At 58.1% G+C, this 19,374-nt stretch carries 12 protein-coding genes; 2 read left to right on the top strand and 10 right to left on the bottom strand.

From position 1 onward, the window contains the following. Nucleotides 1–371: 371 nt before the first annotated feature. Nucleotides 372–2,033 (bottom strand): ATP-dependent nuclease, encoded by a 1,662-nt coding sequence (locus ISO4_RS15605; protein ID WP_194856814.1) that lies wholly within the window; start codon nucleotides 2,031–2,033, stop codon nucleotides 372–374. A gap of 89 nt (nucleotides 2,034–2,122) precedes the next feature. Next, complete coding sequence (locus ISO4_RS15600) at nucleotides 2,123–2,953, bottom strand: hypothetical protein (protein ID WP_194856813.1); 831 nt, start codon at nucleotides 2,951–2,953, stop codon at nucleotides 2,123–2,125. A gap of 518 nt (nucleotides 2,954–3,471) precedes the next feature. Between ISO4_RS15600 and ISO4_RS15595 the strand changes: the two genes are divergently transcribed. Beyond that, on the top strand, nucleotides 3,472–4,872 hold the full coding sequence (locus tag ISO4_RS15595) for a Fic family protein (protein WP_194856812.1): 1,401 nt from the start codon (nucleotides 3,472–3,474) through the stop codon (nucleotides 4,870–4,872). A gap of 241 nt (nucleotides 4,873–5,113) precedes the next feature. Here the strand turns inward: ISO4_RS15595 and ISO4_RS15590 are convergent, their stop codons facing one another. The 6 genes from ISO4_RS15590 to guaB form a co-directional block, all read right to left on the bottom strand. Further along, entirely contained in the window at nucleotides 5,114–7,738 is a 2,625-nt protein-coding gene (locus tag ISO4_RS15590) for a DEAD/DEAH box helicase (RefSeq protein WP_194856811.1), read from the bottom strand. A gap of 4 nt (nucleotides 7,739–7,742) precedes the next feature. Further along, on the bottom strand, nucleotides 7,743–9,266 hold the full coding sequence (locus ISO4_RS15585; protein WP_194856810.1) for a site-specific DNA-methyltransferase: 1,524 nt from the start codon (nucleotides 9,264–9,266) through the stop codon (nucleotides 7,743–7,745). Nucleotides 9,267–9,322: 56 nt separating this feature from the next. Continuing rightward, nucleotides 9,323–10,534: a helix-turn-helix domain-containing protein gene (locus ISO4_RS15580; RefSeq protein WP_194856809.1), complete on the bottom strand. Its 1,212-nt coding sequence runs from the start codon at nucleotides 10,532–10,534 to the stop codon at nucleotides 9,323–9,325. Nucleotide 10,535: 1 nt separating this feature from the next. Next, complete coding sequence (locus tag ISO4_RS15575; RefSeq protein ID WP_194856808.1) at nucleotides 10,536–11,258, bottom strand: hypothetical protein; 723 nt, start codon at nucleotides 11,256–11,258, stop codon at nucleotides 10,536–10,538. 288 nt (nucleotides 11,259–11,546) lie between these two features. After that, nucleotides 11,547–13,118, bottom strand: a complete 1,572-nt coding sequence (gene guaA, locus ISO4_RS15570) for a glutamine-hydrolyzing GMP synthase (protein ID WP_194856807.1) — start codon at nucleotides 13,116–13,118, stop codon at nucleotides 11,547–11,549. A 140-nt stretch (nucleotides 13,119–13,258) separates the two neighbouring features. Then, complete coding sequence (gene guaB / locus ISO4_RS15565) at nucleotides 13,259–14,728, bottom strand: IMP dehydrogenase (RefSeq protein ID WP_194856806.1); 1,470 nt, start codon at nucleotides 14,726–14,728, stop codon at nucleotides 13,259–13,261. A gap of 485 nt (nucleotides 14,729–15,213) precedes the next feature. Here guaB and xseA point away from each other — a divergent pair, with 485 nt between their 5' ends. After that, a complete protein-coding gene (gene xseA, locus ISO4_RS15560; protein WP_194856805.1) occupies nucleotides 15,214–16,557 on the top strand; it encodes an exodeoxyribonuclease VII large subunit in 1,344 nt (447 codons plus the stop codon). Between the two features lie 223 nt (nucleotides 16,558–16,780). Here the strand turns inward: xseA and ISO4_RS15555 are convergent, their stop codons facing one another. Beyond that, nucleotides 16,781–18,658: an ATP-binding protein gene (locus ISO4_RS15555; RefSeq protein ID WP_194856804.1), complete on the bottom strand. Its 1,878-nt coding sequence runs from the start codon at nucleotides 18,656–18,658 to the stop codon at nucleotides 16,781–16,783. After that, nucleotides 18,655–19,374 (bottom strand): hypothetical protein (locus tag ISO4_RS15550; RefSeq protein WP_194856803.1); only part of this gene is annotated, 720 nt, incomplete at its 5' end. The genes ISO4_RS15550 and ISO4_RS15555, both read right to left, overlap by 4 nt.

Below are 19,374 nucleotides of genomic sequence, written 5' to 3'. Positions count from 1 at the left end.
GGGTGACAACTACGTTGACGCATAGGGCACACTATAAGTAGCATATTCAGGCGTCATCCCCTATGATGACTTTACGTATCATTAAAACTCATGGAGGGAATCATGAAGAAGCGCAAGCCGAACATTGAGATCGGGCACTATCGTGGGAGCCGCTATTGGGGCGTTTGGGTTGATTCGGAGCTACTTGCGGTGGTGTGTTATCGGAAGGGAGCGGAGGCGATCAGATCGGCATTACTAAATCGTTCAAAGCCAAAGCTGTAGCCGACAAGGGGCATGATCAGCCTGCGCACTCTTGTAACGCCCAAGCTCACTTGCCGCTATGGAGCGGCAGCGGAATAGCGGTCAAGTGGGGCGCCTTGATGGGCGCGCTTCTACCGTGAAACTAATGCATTAATCTTCGCAGCAAGAGGATTTAGATCAATACCGTTTTGCGCCACTTGTAGCATTACATGTTGCGGTTTTCGGTGAGGACGGCCTGCTGGTGCAATTCCCATAAATCTCTCCAAGTCTTCAGGGAACGTCTCTATACCTCCGGTAAACTCATTGGATGCTGCCAGGATCGATTGGTCTATTGGCGCATGCCTTCCACTATCGAAATCGTAAAGCACATAATGCCTGATACCAAAAGACTGAAATAACCGCATAAACCGATGTATATTGTATTTTCCGATGGTGTCCATAACAAATACACCCCTACAATCCGGCAAGAGACCGTGGTCAAACATATAGGCCAAGAGCGCCGTTTCGGTTGGCCCTTCGACTAGCAACACCTTTTCTGCGAAGAATGCTGCACTTCGCTTCTGGTCCAACCACAATGCGTATTTTACGGCCTCCATGTCAGTCTGTAGATCATTTTGATCAATCGGAATACCTGCAGCCTGCCAAACCTGGGCATCCTGTTGATTGACTGTGAGAACGCTATCTAGCTCGTCACTCGATACTTGGTAGCATTTTGTTCTGCAATCTTCTCGCTGTAACCTGCAAATTGCCGTAATATTTCGAATACTGTGTGTAGCAAATTGGGGATTGTGCGTAGATAAAAGCACTTGTGAGTCCGCACTATCTGCCAGAGAACTTAAATCTGAATTTAATGAGCTGACCTGGGTTGGATGTAGAAATGCTTCTGGCTCCTCAAACAATACCCATGTCAGCTCAGGCGCAAACTCCTTCTTTTTTGTCGTCTTCTTTTTAGATCCATACTTAGCCGCCACACGAATTAAAGTATAGATAACGCTTCTCTGAAATCCTTGGCCGTATGCGGAAATTGGTTGAGCTCTGTCCAGAGAACCATCAATGATCTCGTGGTTAACAAGGCCTTTTATAATGTCATCTATGCCGACCGGGCTAATATTCAGTCTAAATCCCGCTCCCCAATCAGAAAGTTCGTTCGAAATATCGGCTTCGATACTTTGGAGCGAATAACCTTCCGCAGTAGATTCAGTCTTGATCGCGCCCTCAAAGTCATTAAATGACTCACTTAATGCTTGGTAGGCACCTGACTCTTCCATTACCCTTGATAGGACCGAATTTACAAGGTCCCTGAGTGCCGAAGGGCCTGTTAATCTGGTGTGTTCGTCAATTTTAGAAACTGCCGGAATGTAGATGATCTCGCCAAATTTACCCTGCCCCACGTTTTTGAAGCCATAAAACCGCTCTCCGGACAGTTCACCATTTGCATAGGCATATGGACCAGAAAACTCTTTCCCATCTTTATCTTTTTTATCTGAGAAGAGGTAATTCCTTACTCTAAAAGTATCATCTTCCGACCGATACTCGTCTTTTAACGCATCAATCTCATCAGCAGAAGGCTTAAACTCAATCTCGACCCATGACTCATTATCTCTCGCACCTTTGTGAGGAAAGTCACGACTCTTATCAAACTTAACACCTTTGCCATAGAAAGCCCGAATCGCATCAATGACTGTTGTTTTCCCCGCGTTATTGACGCCCACAAGAATCCCATATTCCGCTAATGTTATTGACGCATCGCAGATAGAACGAAAATTGTGAATTGAAATTTCGACAGCTTTCATAGTGTTTCCTTCTTGGCGCCCAACGCCCGGCTCACGCGTCGGTTTGGAGCCGCGAAGCGGAGGAAAATCGGGCGCTGTACAGCCGATCGTTAAGAACTGAGCCAGGACCGATAAGAAGATTCAACCGTAAAGAATTTATTGATTTCGTCTATTGTCGTTTGAGGTAGATCCTCCTTCAGCCGGCTTACAAACGCAGTTTTCATGTTCTTGGTTGCGCTATCGACAATCGGATGGAGTTTCCGCGCTACTTCATAGATGAACTGGTGCTCAAAGGCGATTTGTTTTCCACCAAACTCCTCAAGCTCCCGCACCTTTTGTGAGTCAGGCAGTGTCAAAGTACCACCTGTGTGTACGATTGAGTGTCTAAGCTGCCACAGCACTCTGAGCTTTCTTATGGCGGAGTTACTAAAAACTTGCCTTTTCAGCCCAAATGATTCGAAGAATTCGTTCACCTTTTCCGGGTCATGCCAGCCAAATAAATTGTCCGCTGCAACAATCCCTATCGATGAAAGATTTCCGCCTCGGAAAGAGGCCAAACCAGCTAAGCTAACTGAAATCGAGTGGTCTGATTCAAGACGCTTGACCATCTGCTGCGAGTCAAAATCTTTAAGATAGATAGTCCGATCAAATATTCCTGCAAACAGGTGCCTCTGGTACGTTTCAAAATGGCCCATTATTGCTGGCAGAACAGATACTACAAGGTACTGTAAGCTGTCGTGAGAGTCCTTCGTGTAATCATTGTTGCCTTTTTTGGGGAACTTTCGAATACAAAGATCGACTGCACTTTTTGCTTCAACTGTATATTTAAGGAAAGCGCTGGCCGGACTTTCCATATAGTCATCCTGCCCCACATGAGCATCACTCACCTCTGTCAGATAGTGGTGGAATTCCTTAGCAGGCGGTCCCTTTTTCTTTGCCATGATCCTCCCTTCTTAACAAGTATTAGTACGACGGCGCGAACATCCAATGAACGCGACTGCGTCATATCACTTTTCTTGAATTCCCCTAACGCAAAATAGAACCAGAAAAGTCAGCCACTTACAAACTGAACTAGCAGGCTTACTCCTGATATCTTGACCAACTCTCTTTTTCCAAACCCCAAAGGCCACCGACGCTTGCCTGCCGGCGGCATTTAAGGCGGTTACTCGGGGAGAGGTGTTCACAGAGGACGAGGGTGGCCATTGGCGCAAGCGCACGGCACACAAGGAGTTGACGTGGTGGCCGTCGGTCAGCATGCCGGACTGCATAGATAAGCCTTTGGGCTTCATCCGAACGGTGGTGGCTGCTATCAAGAAGGCCTCGACTTCATCGTCATCTCCGGCGATCGCGCGGTCTTTCGCGAACCCCCTATGCGCAACATCCGTTGCGGATAGCATTGATAGCTGCGCTTAGGTGTGCTTTAGTTGCGCACACAATCCAATGCGCAGCATACACGATCATGGCAAAACCCATACCTGAAAAGGAACTACAGGACATTGAAGCGGTGGTGTCCGCCCACCCTGAGGGTATCGGCCTTCAGGCGGTCCTGGACGCCCTTGAGCAATCGCCGCCCCGGCGCACGCTCCAGTACCGTTTAAAGCACCTGGTGGATGCGGGCCGGCTCATCAAGACCGGGGAAAAGCGGTGGGTCCGATACCTGCCTGCGGATACCGAGTGCAGGACGAGCAGCAGCGTTCGGGAACCCTCCCACGAAGAAGCGGCGGGCGCTATACCCGTCTCCCGCCAGGCCGCTGAGGTCCAGAACGCCTTGCGCAAGCCGCTTCGGTCACGCAAGCCGGCGGGGTATCAACACCGCTTCCTTAACCAGTACCGGCCCAACCATACGGCGTATCTTTCACCCGCCGAGCGCGCGCATCTTAGGGAAATCGGCACGCCGCCCTCGGGGCCCCGGCCCGCGGGCACCTACGCCAAGCAGATTCTGAACCGCCTGCTGATCGATCTTTCGTGGAACTCCAGCCGCCTGGAGGGGAACACCTACTCTCTGCTTGATACGAAACGATTGATCGCCTTCGGGGAAGAGACGGCGGGTAAGGCGCACGTCGAGTCGCAAATGATCCTGAACCACAAGGACGCCATCGAATTTCTTGTGGGCTCGGCGGAGGAGATCGACTTCAACCGCTATACGATCCTGAACCTTCATGCACTGCTGGCTAACAACCTGTTGGCCGACCCGGAAGCAACTGGCCGCTTGCGCCGAATCGCGGTTGGCATTGAGAAATCCGTGTTTCATCCACTCGAAGTGCCGCCCCTGATTGAGGACTATTTTGATCAGATTCTGGCGACGGCCAGCGCCATCGCCGATCCCTTCGAGCAGGCGTTTTTTATCATGGTGCAATTGCCGTATCTGCAGCCGTTCGATGACGTGAACAAGCGCGTTTCACGGCTGGCGGCGAATATACCGTTCATCAAAGCCAATCTGATCCCGCTCTCCTTCACGGAGGTGCCCACCGATATCTATACTGAAGCCATGTTCGGCGTGTATGAACTGAACCGGATCGACCTGCTCAAGGATGTTTTCATTTGGGCTTATGAGCGGTCGGCGGCCCATTATACGGCCGTCAGACAGTCGCTCGGCGAACCCGACCCGTTCCGGCTAAAGTATCGCTCGGCATTGCAAGACGTTATCCAGAATATCGTGCTTGAGCGGCTGAACAAGAAAGCCGCGTTTAATCGCATTGTTCAATGGTCAGAACAACATATTCCGCAAGAAGACCGGCAGTGGTTCCGGGAAGTGGCCGAAAATGAGGTGCTGAGCTTGCACGCCGGCAACTTTGCTCGCTACCGGATAAAGCCCTCGCAATTTGCAGCGTGGCAGGCTGTTTGGTCGGTGAATCCATAAGCATTATCGATATCCGCATTTCGCGCGCAGAGGCGCCATGACAACTTCCTCCACCGGCCGCAAGCTCCGAAATTGAACAGCAATTTCGACGTCCAGGACATCACAACCTGCACGCTTCGAAACTGCGCCTATATCGGCTCTTCCAGCTCATAGATAAAGGCACCTTGCACGATGCCAGGACTTATTAAAATCGGAAACTATCCTCAGATCAGAAAACCGAAATGTTGTGATCGTGAGCTCGCTAACCACCAATTACTGCCTGAATCTGTTCACGCACATTGCGGCCCTTTTCGTCCTTCTTCTGAGCCATAAGATAGAGGCCATTGCCGCCGCTATTCTTGGCCCACAATTCTCCCACCATGCGCTTTTCCTTTTCTTGATCTGCGGAGATACGGTCCGCTCCCTTGTACTCTATAACAAGAAGTCGCCCATCCTTTAGTCGGGCAACGAAGTCAGGATAAGTTCGCTGTCGTGAGGTGGGCATCCAGAACTGGGAAGCATGCACTAAGTTACGAACCCAGAAGTCCACATCATCAAGGAAGTCGATAGCCTGGGCACACTCGAACTCTTCAGTCACCTTGCCTGCTGGCGTTTTCCATAGCAGCTCTCCCGGTACCGGATAATAGTGCTTACGGAACCGATATGGCCCTCTGTAGTAGCTATTCGCTGGGTATAGCGCCATGTCGGCCGGGTAGGTATAAGTATGATCCGGTCCATCACTGGTGACGATCTCCAAGCCGCCATCAAATAGCGCTTCCTGGAATCCATTTTTATAGGCCTCAACCTTGGCTGCCTGTAGCTCTTCTGCCAACTTGCGACGCAATATGAACTGGCCTTTCAGCAATTGGGCCAACGAGAAACCGCGCTCTTCCTGAAGACCTCTGATGGCGCGGCGCACCCATTCGCGGAGTACTGGCTGCTTTACAGATGGCTCTCGAATTTCGTGATCGAGCCAGCCAATAAGGTCCGTCTCAGTACGATCATGAGCAAATCCGGGAAGATAGGTGGCGGCATCGTCCTTGATAAGATGATAGTTGACATGCCTCTCTTCTAAATCGACCTCAAAGGTCATGGTTTCGTCATTAATTCGGAAGCTGGACAGGTCGGGAGGGCAGGCCAGAAGGTCCCAGTTGAAGTTGGTCGAAACCGCGCCTTTATCTACCAATTCCAATTCGCCTTGCTCGACCATGCATAGCCGCGGAACGCTGAACACCGCGCCCTTTTCACACGGGGCCTTGGCGGCCAGAGTTTTTAGTTGGTGCTGCTCAACCTGAGCTGCCAGCTCTTCCCTTTTCTTGGGGGTTGCCGTGGCCACAATGACGTCAATGGTTGCCTCATCAATTTCATCGGTAAGGTCAATGGTGCCCCCCTTACCTTCAGAATTCGGGGTAAACAGCACCCGTTGCTGATCACGTTCCGGCACATTGCTCAGATCTGGTGCCTTTGTCACTTCAAGGCGGGTGGAAGGGAGTGCCGGAGCGGCGATCTCACCACCTTGCAGAGAAAGCTCCTTTTCCTTGCGAATAGCGGTCGCAGCCTCCAGTGGGTTGAAACCAATGTTCACCAGAGACTGGGTTAACTCCCCCGCGACCCGACCAAAATCGTCTGTAACGACATGGGCAAAGGCCTTGTTCATGTCCTCTTGCTTGCGGCGAGTGGCATACGGCATCCGCAACACTCGGCCAAGCAACTGCTGGATGTCCTTGTCACTCTTGACCTGGGCCACCGAGCAGAACACATACGCAAAGGAGCAGTCCCAACCTTCCTTAAGCGCCTGCTTGGTAATAATCACTTCAATGGGGCATTCACGCGCAAACAGGTCCACACCGTCGATCTCTCGCGTGTTCCCAGTCGCGATGGCGATCGATTCTTCAGCCACCCCTGTCGCAATAAGATGCCGCTTTACTTCCTCGACCGTGGCCGCGCCTTTGGCGTTCTGGGCCTGTACCAACAAGATGGGCCGGATATAGTCGGGCTCCCTCGCGGCAGTTTCGGCAAGCGTATTGCGGCGTGCTACCGCGCTGTTGATCGCCTCTTGCCACTCTCCGCTGTGCTCTTTCAGCACAACCGGGAACTTAATCATGTTTTCCGATTTCAACTCAAAGGCCGAGACACTGACCAACACATTGGAGCTCTTGACATCTGGGGTGGCAGTTAGTTCGATCACGCCGCGCGGGCCCAGCCGCTTATAGACAGCATATGAAAGTGGGGTAGTGGCATTGTGGGCCTCATCCATAATCACCAGTGGACCGTGCATTCTGAGCAAGTTAGCAAAAGACGCCACCAACCTCCCACTGTCGTCCCTGTGCAGAGGCTCCAGATTCTGAGTAGTGCTGGTGAAATGTGGCTCCAGGTTTTCGTGGTAATCGTATACCTTGCGCCCTTCTTTATTTTCCACGCGCAGCGCGGCAACAGTGGAAATGACGATACAGACTTTGGTGCCCAAGTCCGCGGGCCTGATCTGGGAAAAATCTGCAACATCAAAGACCGCCACCTGGCCACCAAAAGCGCTATCGAGTTCTTGGCGGTAGGGATGCCTCGGCTCGCGGAACGCTTCGAGGGTTTGTTCCTTAATTTGAGAGGTTGGCACCATCCACATTACGAGTGGAAAACGCCGCTCCAGTAAAGACCGGCTGGCGGTTTGAATGATGTGAGCGCCCATAACCGTCTTGCCGCCCCCCGTGGGAATGCGCAGGCAGACATACGGCACTGTTGGTAGGCCCGGCATGGGCTTGTATTCATTCTGTAGGTTCTGATCCACGGTTCTTTTAAACGCAGCTTCGGCACCTTCAAGACGTGCTAGCTCCAGAAAACGTTCCAAGCTGGCCAGAGAGCGACGTTGATATTGCTTGAGAGCCAGAGCCATAAAGTTATGCCTTGATGTCGTAGGGGGTTTGTTTGAAGATGATCTCCAGCTCGTCGAGCTGCTCTTGTGTCATGCTGCTGGCCTCGCCATAGATCACCTTCGGGCCATCGAATTTGGGAAGTGAGCGCAAGATTCGGCGCGTCAGAACATTTCCGCCGACCTTGCTGTCATCGCCCAAAATCCCGTTATAGAGCAGATAATAACCAATGCCATCATGGCTTCCCAGGAACGTATCCCTCGCAGCCAGAGTTGAGCGACCGGTGCCGGTTTCGGAGAACCAAACATGAGCCGCCAAGTGCTCAAAGCTTATATCTTTATGAATGCAACCGTTCTCGTCGAATACTGGCGGGCCTAGTTTGAAGAATCGAAAACCTCCACCGCCAACCCAACCAACAGCCTCAGAAATCCCGCCTTGCTCACCATCTATAACTTTCTTTAAGCGGGGGAGACAGTGGGAGCGGGCATGCTTACCCATCTCTATACCTATCCACGGGCGGCCCATTTTTTGGGCAACGGCAGCAGTAGTTCCGGAACCAAGAAAACTGTCAAGGACAATGTCACCAGGATTGGTCGCTATCTGGATAATTCTCTGTAGGAGCTGCTCAGGCTTGGGGGTTGCGAAGGGCTCAATATCGGGAAGAAGCTTTCTCAGGTGATCACGCCTTGCTCCTTGATTAGACCCCACTTCTGATGAAGGCCACCATGTCTTAGGTACGATCCCTTCCTGAATGTCGGATAAATACTTTTTTATCACGGGAAGGCTATCGCCCTTTCTTCCAAAATAAACTCTATCTTCCAATCTAGCCTTCTCAAAAGTTTCTCGGCTAAAACGCCAAAAATTGCCCGAGGGAGGAGTAACCACACGCCCCGATGGTAAGGTGATTTCATACCGCAAACTCTCCGACCCACTTTTTGCGGTTCCATCCGCGCCCTGTCTCCATGGGCCTTTCGGGTCTTTATCAGGGTTTTTATAGCGCTTTTTTTGCTCCTCAGTTCTATCAAGAAGGTTTCGTTTTTTCTTCCAAATCTTCCTATCTCTTGCGTAGATCAAAACATAGTCATGTGATGATGATATATCGGTATCATTCTTTCTTCCGGCGTCTTTTTCCCATACCACACTATTAACGAAGTTGGCTCTTCCAAATATTTCGTCACAAATCACTTTAAGATAATGAGATTCGTTGTCGTCAATAGTTATCCAGATACTTCCGTCTTTGGACAGCAATTCTCGAAGTAAATCCAAACGCGGATATATCATCGACAGCCATTGAGAGTGCTCGATGTTGTCATCATAGTGCTCGAACGCATTCCGCGTGTTGTAGGGTGGATCAATAAATATACATCTCACCTGCCCCGCATAGTAGGGAAGCAACGCTTTCAAGGCATCAAGGTTATTCCCCTCAATCAACATATTGGGTGAATACGGCTCGCCGTATGATAGGCTAGAAACCGGCTGCAGCAATCGATACGGAGTGAGGGCTGCGCGGGTCAAATCCTCCTCCCGCTTATACCAGGACAACTGCGGCATCTACTCTTTTCCTATTTCTGATCGTTTGAAGTGAAAAATCATGTCGAGATCAAGGATTATTTTTTGAATGGCAAGACATCTCCGACTTTCGTGCGGCCAGCTCTTTGCGCTCTGGGCTTTAGCTTGAGCGATACCACTTTATCCTCTGCACTTGGCGGGTTACTCAGATAACCTTGACGGAGATTACAAAGCATCTCAACGACCTCAGGTGCCAAACCTATTTGGTTGACCAGCGCATCACGCTCAAAGGCACCGTTATCCACCAATAGGTGAACCCCTCGCATCATCAGCTTGGGCTGCTCGAAAGGAATAGCGTCATCACCTGGTTCGGCCTTTGTCCATTTCCGGGCTGAACGGCCTTTCCATAGCCGTAACTCCAGCTGTTCATTCAGAATCGAGAGGTCACGGCAGCGCACGATCATTGCTGCAACGGATACCTTCCAGCGAGATTTGAGCGAAAGCAGGTTGTCGAGAGTAGGCCATGCCACCTCCTGGGTGAAGCTTTCGGGAGGCAGCAAGAAGGCGCTGGCAAATCGATGCGCCTGTGTCTCCAGCTGATCATAAAGTTCCTTTTTAGTGTACTGGTTAGCCGGAATCCGAGAGTGAAGCACAATGTGCCCCAGCTCGTGTGCGGCATCAAAGCGATTGCGGATTGCGTTCGCTTTGTCCGCGGCAATCAGGACATAAGGGCGGCCATCCATGGCGGACACATGCGAAACACCGTCCATTTTGACATGACCCAGCGTAGCTCGAGTGCAAATTATTCCGGCGTTCTCCATCACCTGAATAACATCAGGGATGGGCGCTGTGCCCAATTTCCACCGTTGACGGCATTGCCGAGCAATCTCTTCAATCTCGTCATCGCTGATCAAGCGGCAGTCGTCAGCGTTAAGCATCGGGACGTTGACCGGTGGCCAGTCCATCGCATCCTGAAAGAAGTCGGATATTTCTTGCACCCAGTCAAGATACAGCTGTGATAACGCTCGTGCTTGCTTATGGGCAGAGGCCTGAGAACGGAAGAAGTAAGGACGCTTGCTTTCGTCTGCCCCATGAAACACCGGTTTGAGGAACCACTGGCGAGAAACGCCAAACACCTCACACAGGCGACCAAACGACTCCGCTTCTGGAAGCTGGGAGCCGTTTTCCCAGGCCGATAACGTGCTGGAGGAACGCCCAATCTGTTCGCTCAGTTCGGCCAGAGTCCAGTTATGAGCCGCACGCAACTGCTTTAAGCGCAGGCCCTGAAACCCTTCTACGCCGGTTCTCATATCACTCCTTACCGCCTTCGTTATCCTGGGCTTCGGCATCACGCATCCTGTCACGCAATTTCGGATAAGCGATATCTTCGAAACCAGGTTCTTCTTCGTAATATTGCCAGAGTTGATCAGCGCTTATCCGCATGTGATACCTGTTGAGATCGTCACTGTAGGGAACGGCGACAATACAGTCCAAAGGTGCACTGTGGTCTGCCTCGCTCCATTTCGCTGTATAGGGCAACAATAGGACATGCAGAGATTCATCCTGAGGGCCGAAGGGAGGAACAAAAGGTTCGAACAAATCAGGGTGTTGCTGATGCAGCCGGCGGTTTTCCTGGCTGAGATCACGCCGGAACTTGGCGTCACGAATGGGAGGTGTTCTATCGGTTGTAATAACACTGGCCGTAATCTTAAGGCTGCCAGCACATACCAGCGCAAAGTGACCACCAGCGGGACGTGTTGTGCGATTGATGACCTCAAACCCATTTTCTGCTGGCAAGCGAAGCAGTGTCTCCTGGACCTGGAAGTGATGGGATTGCGGCCCAGGTCCCGCCAATGGCACATGTTGATAATTCTCTTTCAGCTGCTTGTCGCTTCTATCAAACGCTGCTTCAATGCTTTCCAGCAGGCTCTGCAAACAGTGCCGGGGTAGCTCTTGGCAAATGAAACGACAGATTTCTTCCTGGTTCATGGTCAGACCGCCCTTATAACATTTCGGCAAAGCGGATTTTATCATCGATTTTTCCTGTTTACTACACGCCTAATTTACTGATCGCGCCGCCGGTTGGTTAGACGGCGGGGTTCTCTAAGTCGCCCCTTAGAGCCTCAGGAACCGTCCTCTGGGCCACTCGTCCCGTTTAAGAAGTGCGTGAAATGATCTCTGACCTGCTTATGGGCGCGATCCTACCCAGCAGGCCTGCCGGGCATCTTGACCCACACTCTCGCCCTAAAACGCAAAAAAGGCCGCCAACGCTCCCGCGTCGGCGGCCTTCCAAGTAAGCCCTTACTAGCGAGCTAAATCAGATCACTCCCACTCAATCGTAGCCGGCGGCTTGGACGAGATGTCATACGTCACCCGGCTGATCCCCGGAATCTCGTTAATGATCCGGCTGGAGACCTTCTCCAGGAACTCGTAGGGCAGGTGCGCCCAGCGGGCGGTCATGAAGTCGATGGTTTCCACGGCGCGCAGGGCCACGACGTATTCGTAGCGGCGGGCGTCGCCGACGACGCCGACGGATTTGACCGGCAGGAAGACGGCGAAGGCCTGGCTGGTTTTGTGGTAGAGGCCGGCGGCGTGCAGTTCCTGGATGAAGATGTGGTCCGCCAGGCGCAGGGTGTCGGCGTATTCCTTCTTTACTTCGCCGAGGATGCGCACGCCCAGGCCGGGGCCGGGGAAGGGGTGGCGGTAGACCATATCGTAGGGCAGGCCGAGTTCGAGGCCGATTTTGCGCACTTCGTCTTTGAAGAGTTCGCGCAGGGGCTCGACGAGCTTGAGTTTCATGTGCTCGGGGAGGCCGCCGACGTTGTGGTGGGATTTGATCACATGGGCGCCGCCGGTTTTGGAGGCGGCGGATTCGATTACGTCCGGGTAGATGGTGCCCTGGGCGAGCCAGTGAGCGTTTTTCAGTTTGGCGGCTTCGGCGTCGAAGATGTCGATGAAGGTGTTGCCGATGATTTTGCGCTTCTTCTCCGGGTCGGCTTCGCCGGCCAGGCGGGAGAGGAAGTGGTCTTCGGCGTCAACGCGGATCACGCGCACGCCCATGTGGTCGGCGAACATTTCCATCACCTGGTCGCCTTCGCCGTGGCGCAGCAGGCCGTTGTCGACGAACACGCAGGTGAGCTGGTCGCCGATGGCTTTGTGCAGCAGCGCGGCGACCACGGAGGAGTCGACGCCGCCGGAGAGGCCGAGGATGACTTCGTCGTCGCCCACTTGTTCTTTAATGGCGGCGACGGCGTCGTCGATGATCTTGGCCGGGGTCCAGAGGGCGTCGCAGTCGCACAGCTCGCGGATGAAGCGTTCGAGGATGCGCCCGCCTTGCAGGGTGTGGGTGACTTCCGGGTGGAACTGGATGCCGTAGAAGCCCTTCTCGTCGTTGGCCATGGCGGCGATGGGGCAGCTGTCGGTGGTGGCGGAGACGACAAAGCCTTCCGGAATGCTGCCGACGCGGTCGCCGTGGCTCATCCAGACGTCGAGGAATTCCTGGCCGCCCTCTTCGTGGTCGACGATGCCGTCGAGCAGGCGATTGCCTTCGGCTTTGGTGACGCGGGCGTAGCCGAATTCGTGCTTGTCGCTGCTGATCACGGAGCCGCCCAGTTGCTCTGCCATGGTCTGCATGCCGTAGCAGATGCCGAGCACCGGCACGCCCTGCTCGAACGCCGCTTGCGGGGCCCGCGGGGTCTCGGCGGCGGTGACGGATTCCGGGCCGCCGGAGAGGATGATGCCCTTGGGGTCGAACTCGGCGATGTCTTCGGCGGTGGCGTCGAAGGCGCGGATTTCGCAGTAGACGCCGATTTCGCGCACGCGGCGGGCGATCAGCTGGGTGTACTGGGAGCCGAAGTCGAGGATCAGGATGCGTTGGGCGTGGATGTCTTGCATGGCTTTGTCCGCTCTGGCCCCGGTTCGGGCCGGTGTTTTAAATGCAAAGGCCGGCGGGTGAGCCGGCCAGTTCAAGTTTGGTGTGTTGCCGGGTGGCTTTCGCCACCCTTTCGCGGGCGAGGCCCGCTCCCACAAGGCCCTTACCCGACGGGGTAGTTCGGCGCTTCCTTGGTGATGGTCACGTCGTGGACATGGGATTCTTTCATGCCGGCGTTGGTGACTTTCACGAAGTAGGGCTTGGTGCGCATTTCTTCGATGTTGGCGCAGCCGGTGTAGCCCATGGAGGCGCGCAGGCCGCCCATCAGCTGGTGGACGATGGCGCTCATCGGGCCTTTGTAGGGCACCCGGCCTTCGATGCCTTCGGGTACCAGTTTTTCGATGCCGGCGGCGGCGTCCTGGAAGTAGCGGTCGGACGAGCCGGTTTTGCCGGACATGGCGCCCAGCGAGCCCATGCCCCGGTAGGCTTTGTAGTAGCCGCCCTGGAACAGTTCCACTTCGCCGGGCGCTTCTTCGGTGCCGGCCAGCAGCGAGCCGATCATGATGGCGTGGGCGCCGGCGGCGACGGCCTTGGCTATGTCGCCGGAGAAGCGGATGCCGCCGTCGGAGATCAGCGGCACGTCGGTGCCCTTAAGGGCGGCGGCCACTTCGGAGACGGCGGTGATCTGCGGTACGCCGATGCCGGCGACGATGCGGGTGGTGCAGATGGAGCCCGGGCCGATGCCCACCTTGACGCCGTCGGCGCCGGCTTCCATCAACGCGATGGCGGCTTCGGCGGTGGCGATGTTGCCGCCGATCACGTCCACGTCCGGGAAGTGCTTCTTGATCCAGGCGACGCGGTTGAGCACGCCCTGGCTGTGGCCGTGGGCGGTGTCGACCACGATCACGTCGACGCCCGCTTCCACCAGGGCGGCGACGCGCTCTTCGGTGCCGCCGCCGGTGCCCACGGCCGCGCCGACGCGCAGGCGGCCCTGGCTGTCTTTACAGGCGTTGGGGTAACGGGTGGCTTTCTCGATGTCCTTGACGGTGATCATGCCGCGCAGCTCGCCGGCGTCGTTGACCACCAGAATCTTCTCGATGCGGTGCTTGTGCAGCAGGGTCTGCACTTCGTCGGCGCTGGCGCCCTCTTTCACCGTTACCAGGCGGTCGCGGCCGGTCATGATGTCGGCAACGGACTGGTCGTAGTCGGTGATGAAGCGGGTGTCACGGCTGGTGACGATGCCGACCACTTTCTGGCCTTCCACCACCGGCACGCCGGAGATGTTGTGGGCGTCGGTGAGGTTGATCAGCTCGCGCACGGTGGCGTTGGGGCTGATGGTGATCGGGTCCTTGACCACGCCGGACTCGTATTTCTTGACGGCGCGCACCTGGCGGGCCTGGTCGTCCACCGGCATGCTTTTGTGCAGGATGCCAATGCCGCCTTCCTGGGCCATGGTGATCGCCAGACGGTGTTCGGTGACGGTGTCCATGGCGGAGGACAGCAGCGGGACGTTCAGCTCGATGTTGCGCGTCAGGCGCGTCTTCAGCGACACCTCGTTGGGCAGCACATCGGAGTGGGCGGGCAGGAGCAGAACGTCGTCGAACGTCAGTGCTTCTTGGGCGATTCTGAGCATGTTGCACCCCTTGGCACACAGAGAAACTGAGGGGAGTCTGGACCCCGGGGCGCCGGGCTGTCGCCGGCCGGGAAGCCGGGTCGGGCAGGTAGGAGCCGGCGCAAGGGCGAACCAGGGGCTCCGTTAAATTAAGCCGGACATTATAAAACATTTACCGCCTCAGCAGCAATCGGAGCTGCAAGCCTCAAGCTACAAGCCGCAGGCAGGCCGTGCTGAAGGAAGGGCCGTGCCACTGGCGGAGCGCCAGCAAGTTGCAAGTTGAAACATGGGGTGGCGCCTACCGGGCCGCGATGCCGTGCCCGCGCTTTCAGCAAAAACGGTGCCTCCCGGCCGTCAGGCCGCGGCAGGGCCTTTCTGCCGCGACTTATCAACTTGCAACTTTCAACTTGCAACCGCTCTTCGCCCGGCACGGCTTCTCCTCCAGCACGGCCTGGCTTGCAGCTTGAAGCTTGTAGCCGGCGCCCTAGCGCCGTAAATTGCGCGGCATGACTTCTTCGCGCACCGAACCGTATTCCGTCAGCCGCTTGAACCTGGAGGCCCAGGGCCTGCTGGAGGGCAGCTTCCCGCTGATCTGGCTGCAGGGCGAGATCTCCAACCTGGCGCGGCCGCGCTCCGGGCATATCTATTTCAGCCTCAAGGACGATCGCGCCCAGGTTAACGCGGCCATGTTTCGGAACCGTAACAGCCTGCTGCGCTTCCAGCCCCGCGACGGCCAGCAGATTCTGGTGCGCGCCCGGGTGACGGTGTTCGTGCCGCGCGGCGGTTTCCAGATCATCGTCGAGCACATGGAAGAAGCGGGTGAAGGCGCCTTGCGCGCCCAGTTCGAGGCGCTCAAGGCGAAGCTGGAATCCGAGGGGCTGTTCGCCCAGGAACGTAAGCGCCCACTACCGGCGTGGCCCAGGCGTATTGGGGTGATCACCAGCCCCAGCGGCGCGGCGATCCGCGATGTGCTGCAGGTGCTCAAGCGCCGGGCGCCGTCGATTCCGGTGCTGATCTATCCCACCCCGGTGCAGGGCGCCGAGGCGCCGGCGCAGATCCGCCGGGCGCTGGCCCTGGCGATTCAGCGCAACGAGTGCGATGTGCTGGTGCTGGGGCGCGGCGGCGGCAGCCTGGAAGATTTGTGGGCGTTCAACGACGAGGCGCTGGTGCGCGCGGTGGCGGACAGCCCGATTCCGGTGGTCAGCGCGGTGGGCCACGAGGTGGACGTGTCGCTGTGTGACTTCGCCGCCGACGTGCGCGCGCCCACGCCCTCGGCGGCGGCGGAGCTGATCAGCCCGGACGGCGACGCCCTGCTCGACCGCCTGGGGGTGCTGGGGCGCCGCCAGCGGCATTTGATGGTCCAGAACCTGCGCGGGCAGCGCCAGCGGCTGGAAGGCCTGGCCCGGCGGCTGCACGCCCGCCACCCGAACCGGCAGCTGGAGCAGACCCGCCAGCAGGTGGACGAGTTGCAGGCGCGTATGGCGCGCACGCTGAACCACCGGCTGGCGCTGCTGCGCGGCCGCTGGCAGCCGCTGGACGTGCGCCTGCGCCAGCAGTCACCGGCGTCCCAGGTGGCGCGCCAGGCGCAGCGGTTGCACGAACTGCAGCGGCGCCTGCCGGTGCCGTTGCGGCATCAGCAGCGGCATCTGGCGCAGCGTTTGGATGGCGCGGCGCGGCGGCTGCACACCGCCAGCCCGTTGGCGACCCTGGATCGGGGGTATTCGTTGACGCTGATGGAGGGGCAGCCGTTGCGGTCGGTGGACAGCCTGAAAGAAGGACAAACCGTGGAGACGCGGCTGGCCAAGGGGTCGTTCGAGGCGACGGTTACTCGGGTTAAGCCAGAGGAATAACAACGGGCCTTTGGGGAGCGGGTCTTGTGGGAGCGGGCCCTGCCCGCGAAAGGGTGGCGCTAGCCACCCGGCGGGATACCAGAGACGCTGTTTGTGCTGCCGTTAGAACGGTCTCTGGGATCCTGCCGGGAGCTTCGCTCCCTTTCGCGGGCTGGGCCCGCTCGCACAAACCGGGCTTCGTAGCTGCCTTGCCTGCCTGCTCCCAAGGCCCGCTGTCGCCGGGTTACAAATAGCGGCTGAGGAGGCGGGCCAGGCGGCGGCGGCGGAAGGGTTTGGCCAGGTGGGCGTCCATGCCGGCGGCGAGGCAGCGTTGGCGCTCTTCGAACATGGCGTTGGCGGTGAGCGCGATGATCGGCACCGGGTCGCGGCCGGCTTCCCGTTCGCGGCGGCGCAGGGCGCGGGTGGCTTCCAGGCCGTCCATCACCGGCATCTGCACGTCCATCAGCAGGCAATCAAAGTTCTGCTCCGCGCACATCGCCAGGGCGGTGGCGCCGTCGCCGGCGGTGGCCACTTCCAGCCCCAGGTGCTCGAGCATGCGGCAGGCCACCAGCCGGTTGACGTCGTTGTCCTCCACCAGCAGCACCCGGCCGCTCAGTTGGGTGACCTCCTTTTTCGGCTCCGCCACCGCCGGCTGCTCCACGGCGCGGCTGCGCACGCGCAGCGCCAGGGAGAAGCAGCTGCCCTGCTCCGGGTCGCTGGTGACGGTCAGGTCGCCGCCGAGAATCTGCGCCAGGCGCCGGGCGATCACCAACCCCAGGCCGGTGCCGCCGAAGCGCCGGGCGCTGGACGAATCCAGCTGCGAGAACGCCTGAAACAGCCGGTCGAGCTTGTGCTCGGCGATGCCGATGCCGGTGTCGCGCACGTCGATGGTGAGGTTGAGCATGTGGCGTTCGTCGTGGCGCACGTCCACCCGTACGCGGATGCCGCCGGCCTCGGTGAATTTCACCGCGTTGGAGATCAGGTTGCTGAGAATCTGGCGCAGCCGGGTGGCGTCGGAGCGGATCTCCAGGCCGGCCAGCGCCTCCGCGCCCTCCATCTCCAGGTACAGACCCTTTTCCCGGGCCAGGTAGCGGAAGGTGCCCACGCAGTTCTGCAGCAGCGGTTCCGGGGCGAAGTAGCTCTGGTCGATCTCCATGCGCCCGGCTTCGATGCGCGAAAAGTCGAGAATGTCGTTAATCACCGCCAGCAGGTGGCCGGTGGATTCCAGGGCGGCGTCGGTGTATTCGCGCTGCTCGTCGTCCTGGTGGGTGGTTTCCAGCAGCTGCAGCATGCCGAGCACGCCGTTCATGGGGGTGCGCAGCTCGTGGCTCATCATCGCCAGGAAGTCGCTCTTGGCCTGGCTGGCGTGTTCGGCGCGGTGGTGCGCCTCGCGCAGTTCGGTCATGGCGACCTGCTGATCGCGGCGGGCCTGATCCAGGCTGGCGGCCAGTTCGTTGATGTCGATCTGCAGGTGGCCCAGCTCGCCGCTGAGCGGGCGCACCCCGCGCACGTGGTAGTCGCCGCCGCGGATCACCCGCACCAGCCCGGACAGGTAGCTGATCGGGTCGGCGATCTGCCGCGCCAGGTAACCGGCGCTGAACAGCCCCACCACCATGGCCAGCAGCGCCGGCAGCAGGCTGGTGCCGATGATCTCCTTCTGGCGGGCGAGGATGCGCCCCCGGGACACGCCCAGCACCACCTCGCCGATGCGGTCCGGCCGCGCCGAGCGGCCTTCGCCGAAGGCCGGGTCCAGGGCCACCGGCTGGCGGTAGATGCCGGCGTGGAATTCCAGCACGTCCTCGCCCACCACCCGGTCGGCCTCCAGGCCGGCGCGCAGCAGCGGCTCGCCGTCCTGGTCGCGGAACTGCACGTACTGCACGTCCGGCCGCGCCAGCACCATGTTGGCCTGGCGGCGCAGGTCGGACAGATTACCGCTGAGCACGCCGTATTCGGCGCTGCCGGCCAGTTGCTGGGCGAGGAAGCCGCCCAGCTGGCGCACTTCGTTGTCGGCGTCCTGAAAGCGCTGCCAGGTGAGCGACACCAGCACCAGAATCAGCATGATCAGCGCCGGGATTACCCCCAGCCATTGCAGTTGCCGGCGAATGCCGCCGCGACGTGTCATGGCGTAGCCTCCAAAATCCGTTCCAGGGGCGCCCGATCCACGGGGCTCAGGTCATAGGCGCCGGCCACATGCTCGTTGATGGCCAGGGAATAATGACCGGCGAAGCCCGGCGCGGGCCAATGGCCGAGCCGCCGGTGGGCGTGCACCGCGTCGAGCGCGGCGCCGGCCAGATCCTTGAGCAACACACGGGCGCTGGCGACGCTGCCGGCGCGCACATAGGCGCCGTCCGGCCCCACCACCGGCACCCGCTGGCGGTAGCTGGTGAGCAGCACCAGCCGGGCGGCGCCGCCGTCGAACAGGGCGCCGTCCTCGGGCAGCAGCAACGCGTCCCAGTCCGGCAGGTGGCGGCGCAGCAACGCGCCCAGCCGGCCCGGCTCCGGCACGGTGACCGCTTCCAACGTAAGACCCGGTGGCGCCGGCGGTACCGCGCGCCAGACGCTGTGCGGGGCGCGCAGAATGCCGATGCGGCGGGCCTCCGGCAGCAGGGCGCGCAACAAGGCCAGCTGGGTGTCCAGCGGCACGCCCTGCCAGATGGCGCTGCACTGGCAATCGTCGGTGATCAATTGGTCGGCGGCGCGGCGTGGCACCGCCAGGCCCAGCACCGGCGGCCCCTCGGCGGCGAGGGCGGCGCGGAACGCCTGCTCGCCCAGGGCCAGCACCAGGTCGGCGTCGTCGTCCACCAGGCGCAGGGTGTCGCCGGCCAGGGCGCGCAGGGC

The organism is Alloalcanivorax venustensis ISO4 (assembly GCF_015356855.1).
In the GTDB taxonomy this organism is placed as follows: domain Bacteria; phylum Pseudomonadota; class Gammaproteobacteria; order Pseudomonadales; family Alcanivoracaceae; genus Alloalcanivorax; species Alloalcanivorax venustensis.
Note: the sequence above shows the minus strand (reverse complement) of the source record. Positions and strands in the feature narration are given on the sequence as shown.

Coding starts and splice junctions, on each gene's coding strand:
- guaB (WP_194856806.1), bottom strand. CDS start 14,728: ATGCTCAGAATCGCCCAAGAAGCACTGACGTTCGACGACGTTCTGCTC.
- xseA (WP_194856805.1), top strand. CDS start 15,214: ATGACTTCTTCGCGCACCGAACCGTATTCCGTCAGCCGCTTGAACCTG.
- ISO4_RS15600 (WP_194856813.1), bottom strand. CDS start 2,953: ATGGCAAAGAAAAAGGGACCGCCTGCTAAGGAATTCCACCACTATCTG.
- ISO4_RS15575 (WP_194856808.1), bottom strand. CDS start 11,258: ATGATAAAATCCGCTTTGCCGAAATGTTATAAGGGCGGTCTGACCATG.
- ISO4_RS15555 (WP_194856804.1), bottom strand. CDS start 18,658: ATGACACGTCGCGGCGGCATTCGCCGGCAACTGCAATGGCTGGGGGTA.
- ISO4_RS15605 (WP_194856814.1), bottom strand. CDS start 2,033: ATGAAAGCTGTCGAAATTTCAATTCACAATTTTCGTTCTATCTGCGAT.
- ISO4_RS15595 (WP_194856812.1), top strand. CDS start 3,472: ATGGCAAAACCCATACCTGAAAAGGAACTACAGGACATTGAAGCGGTG.
- ISO4_RS15585 (WP_194856810.1), bottom strand. CDS start 9,266: ATGCCGCAGTTGTCCTGGTATAAGCGGGAGGAGGATTTGACCCGCGCA.
- ISO4_RS15590 (WP_194856811.1), bottom strand. CDS start 7,738: ATGGCTCTGGCTCTCAAGCAATATCAACGTCGCTCTCTGGCCAGCTTG.
- guaA (WP_194856807.1), bottom strand. CDS start 13,118: ATGCAAGACATCCACGCCCAACGCATCCTGATCCTCGACTTCGGCTCC.
- ISO4_RS15580 (WP_194856809.1), bottom strand. CDS start 10,534: ATGAGAACCGGCGTAGAAGGGTTTCAGGGCCTGCGCTTAAAGCAGTTG.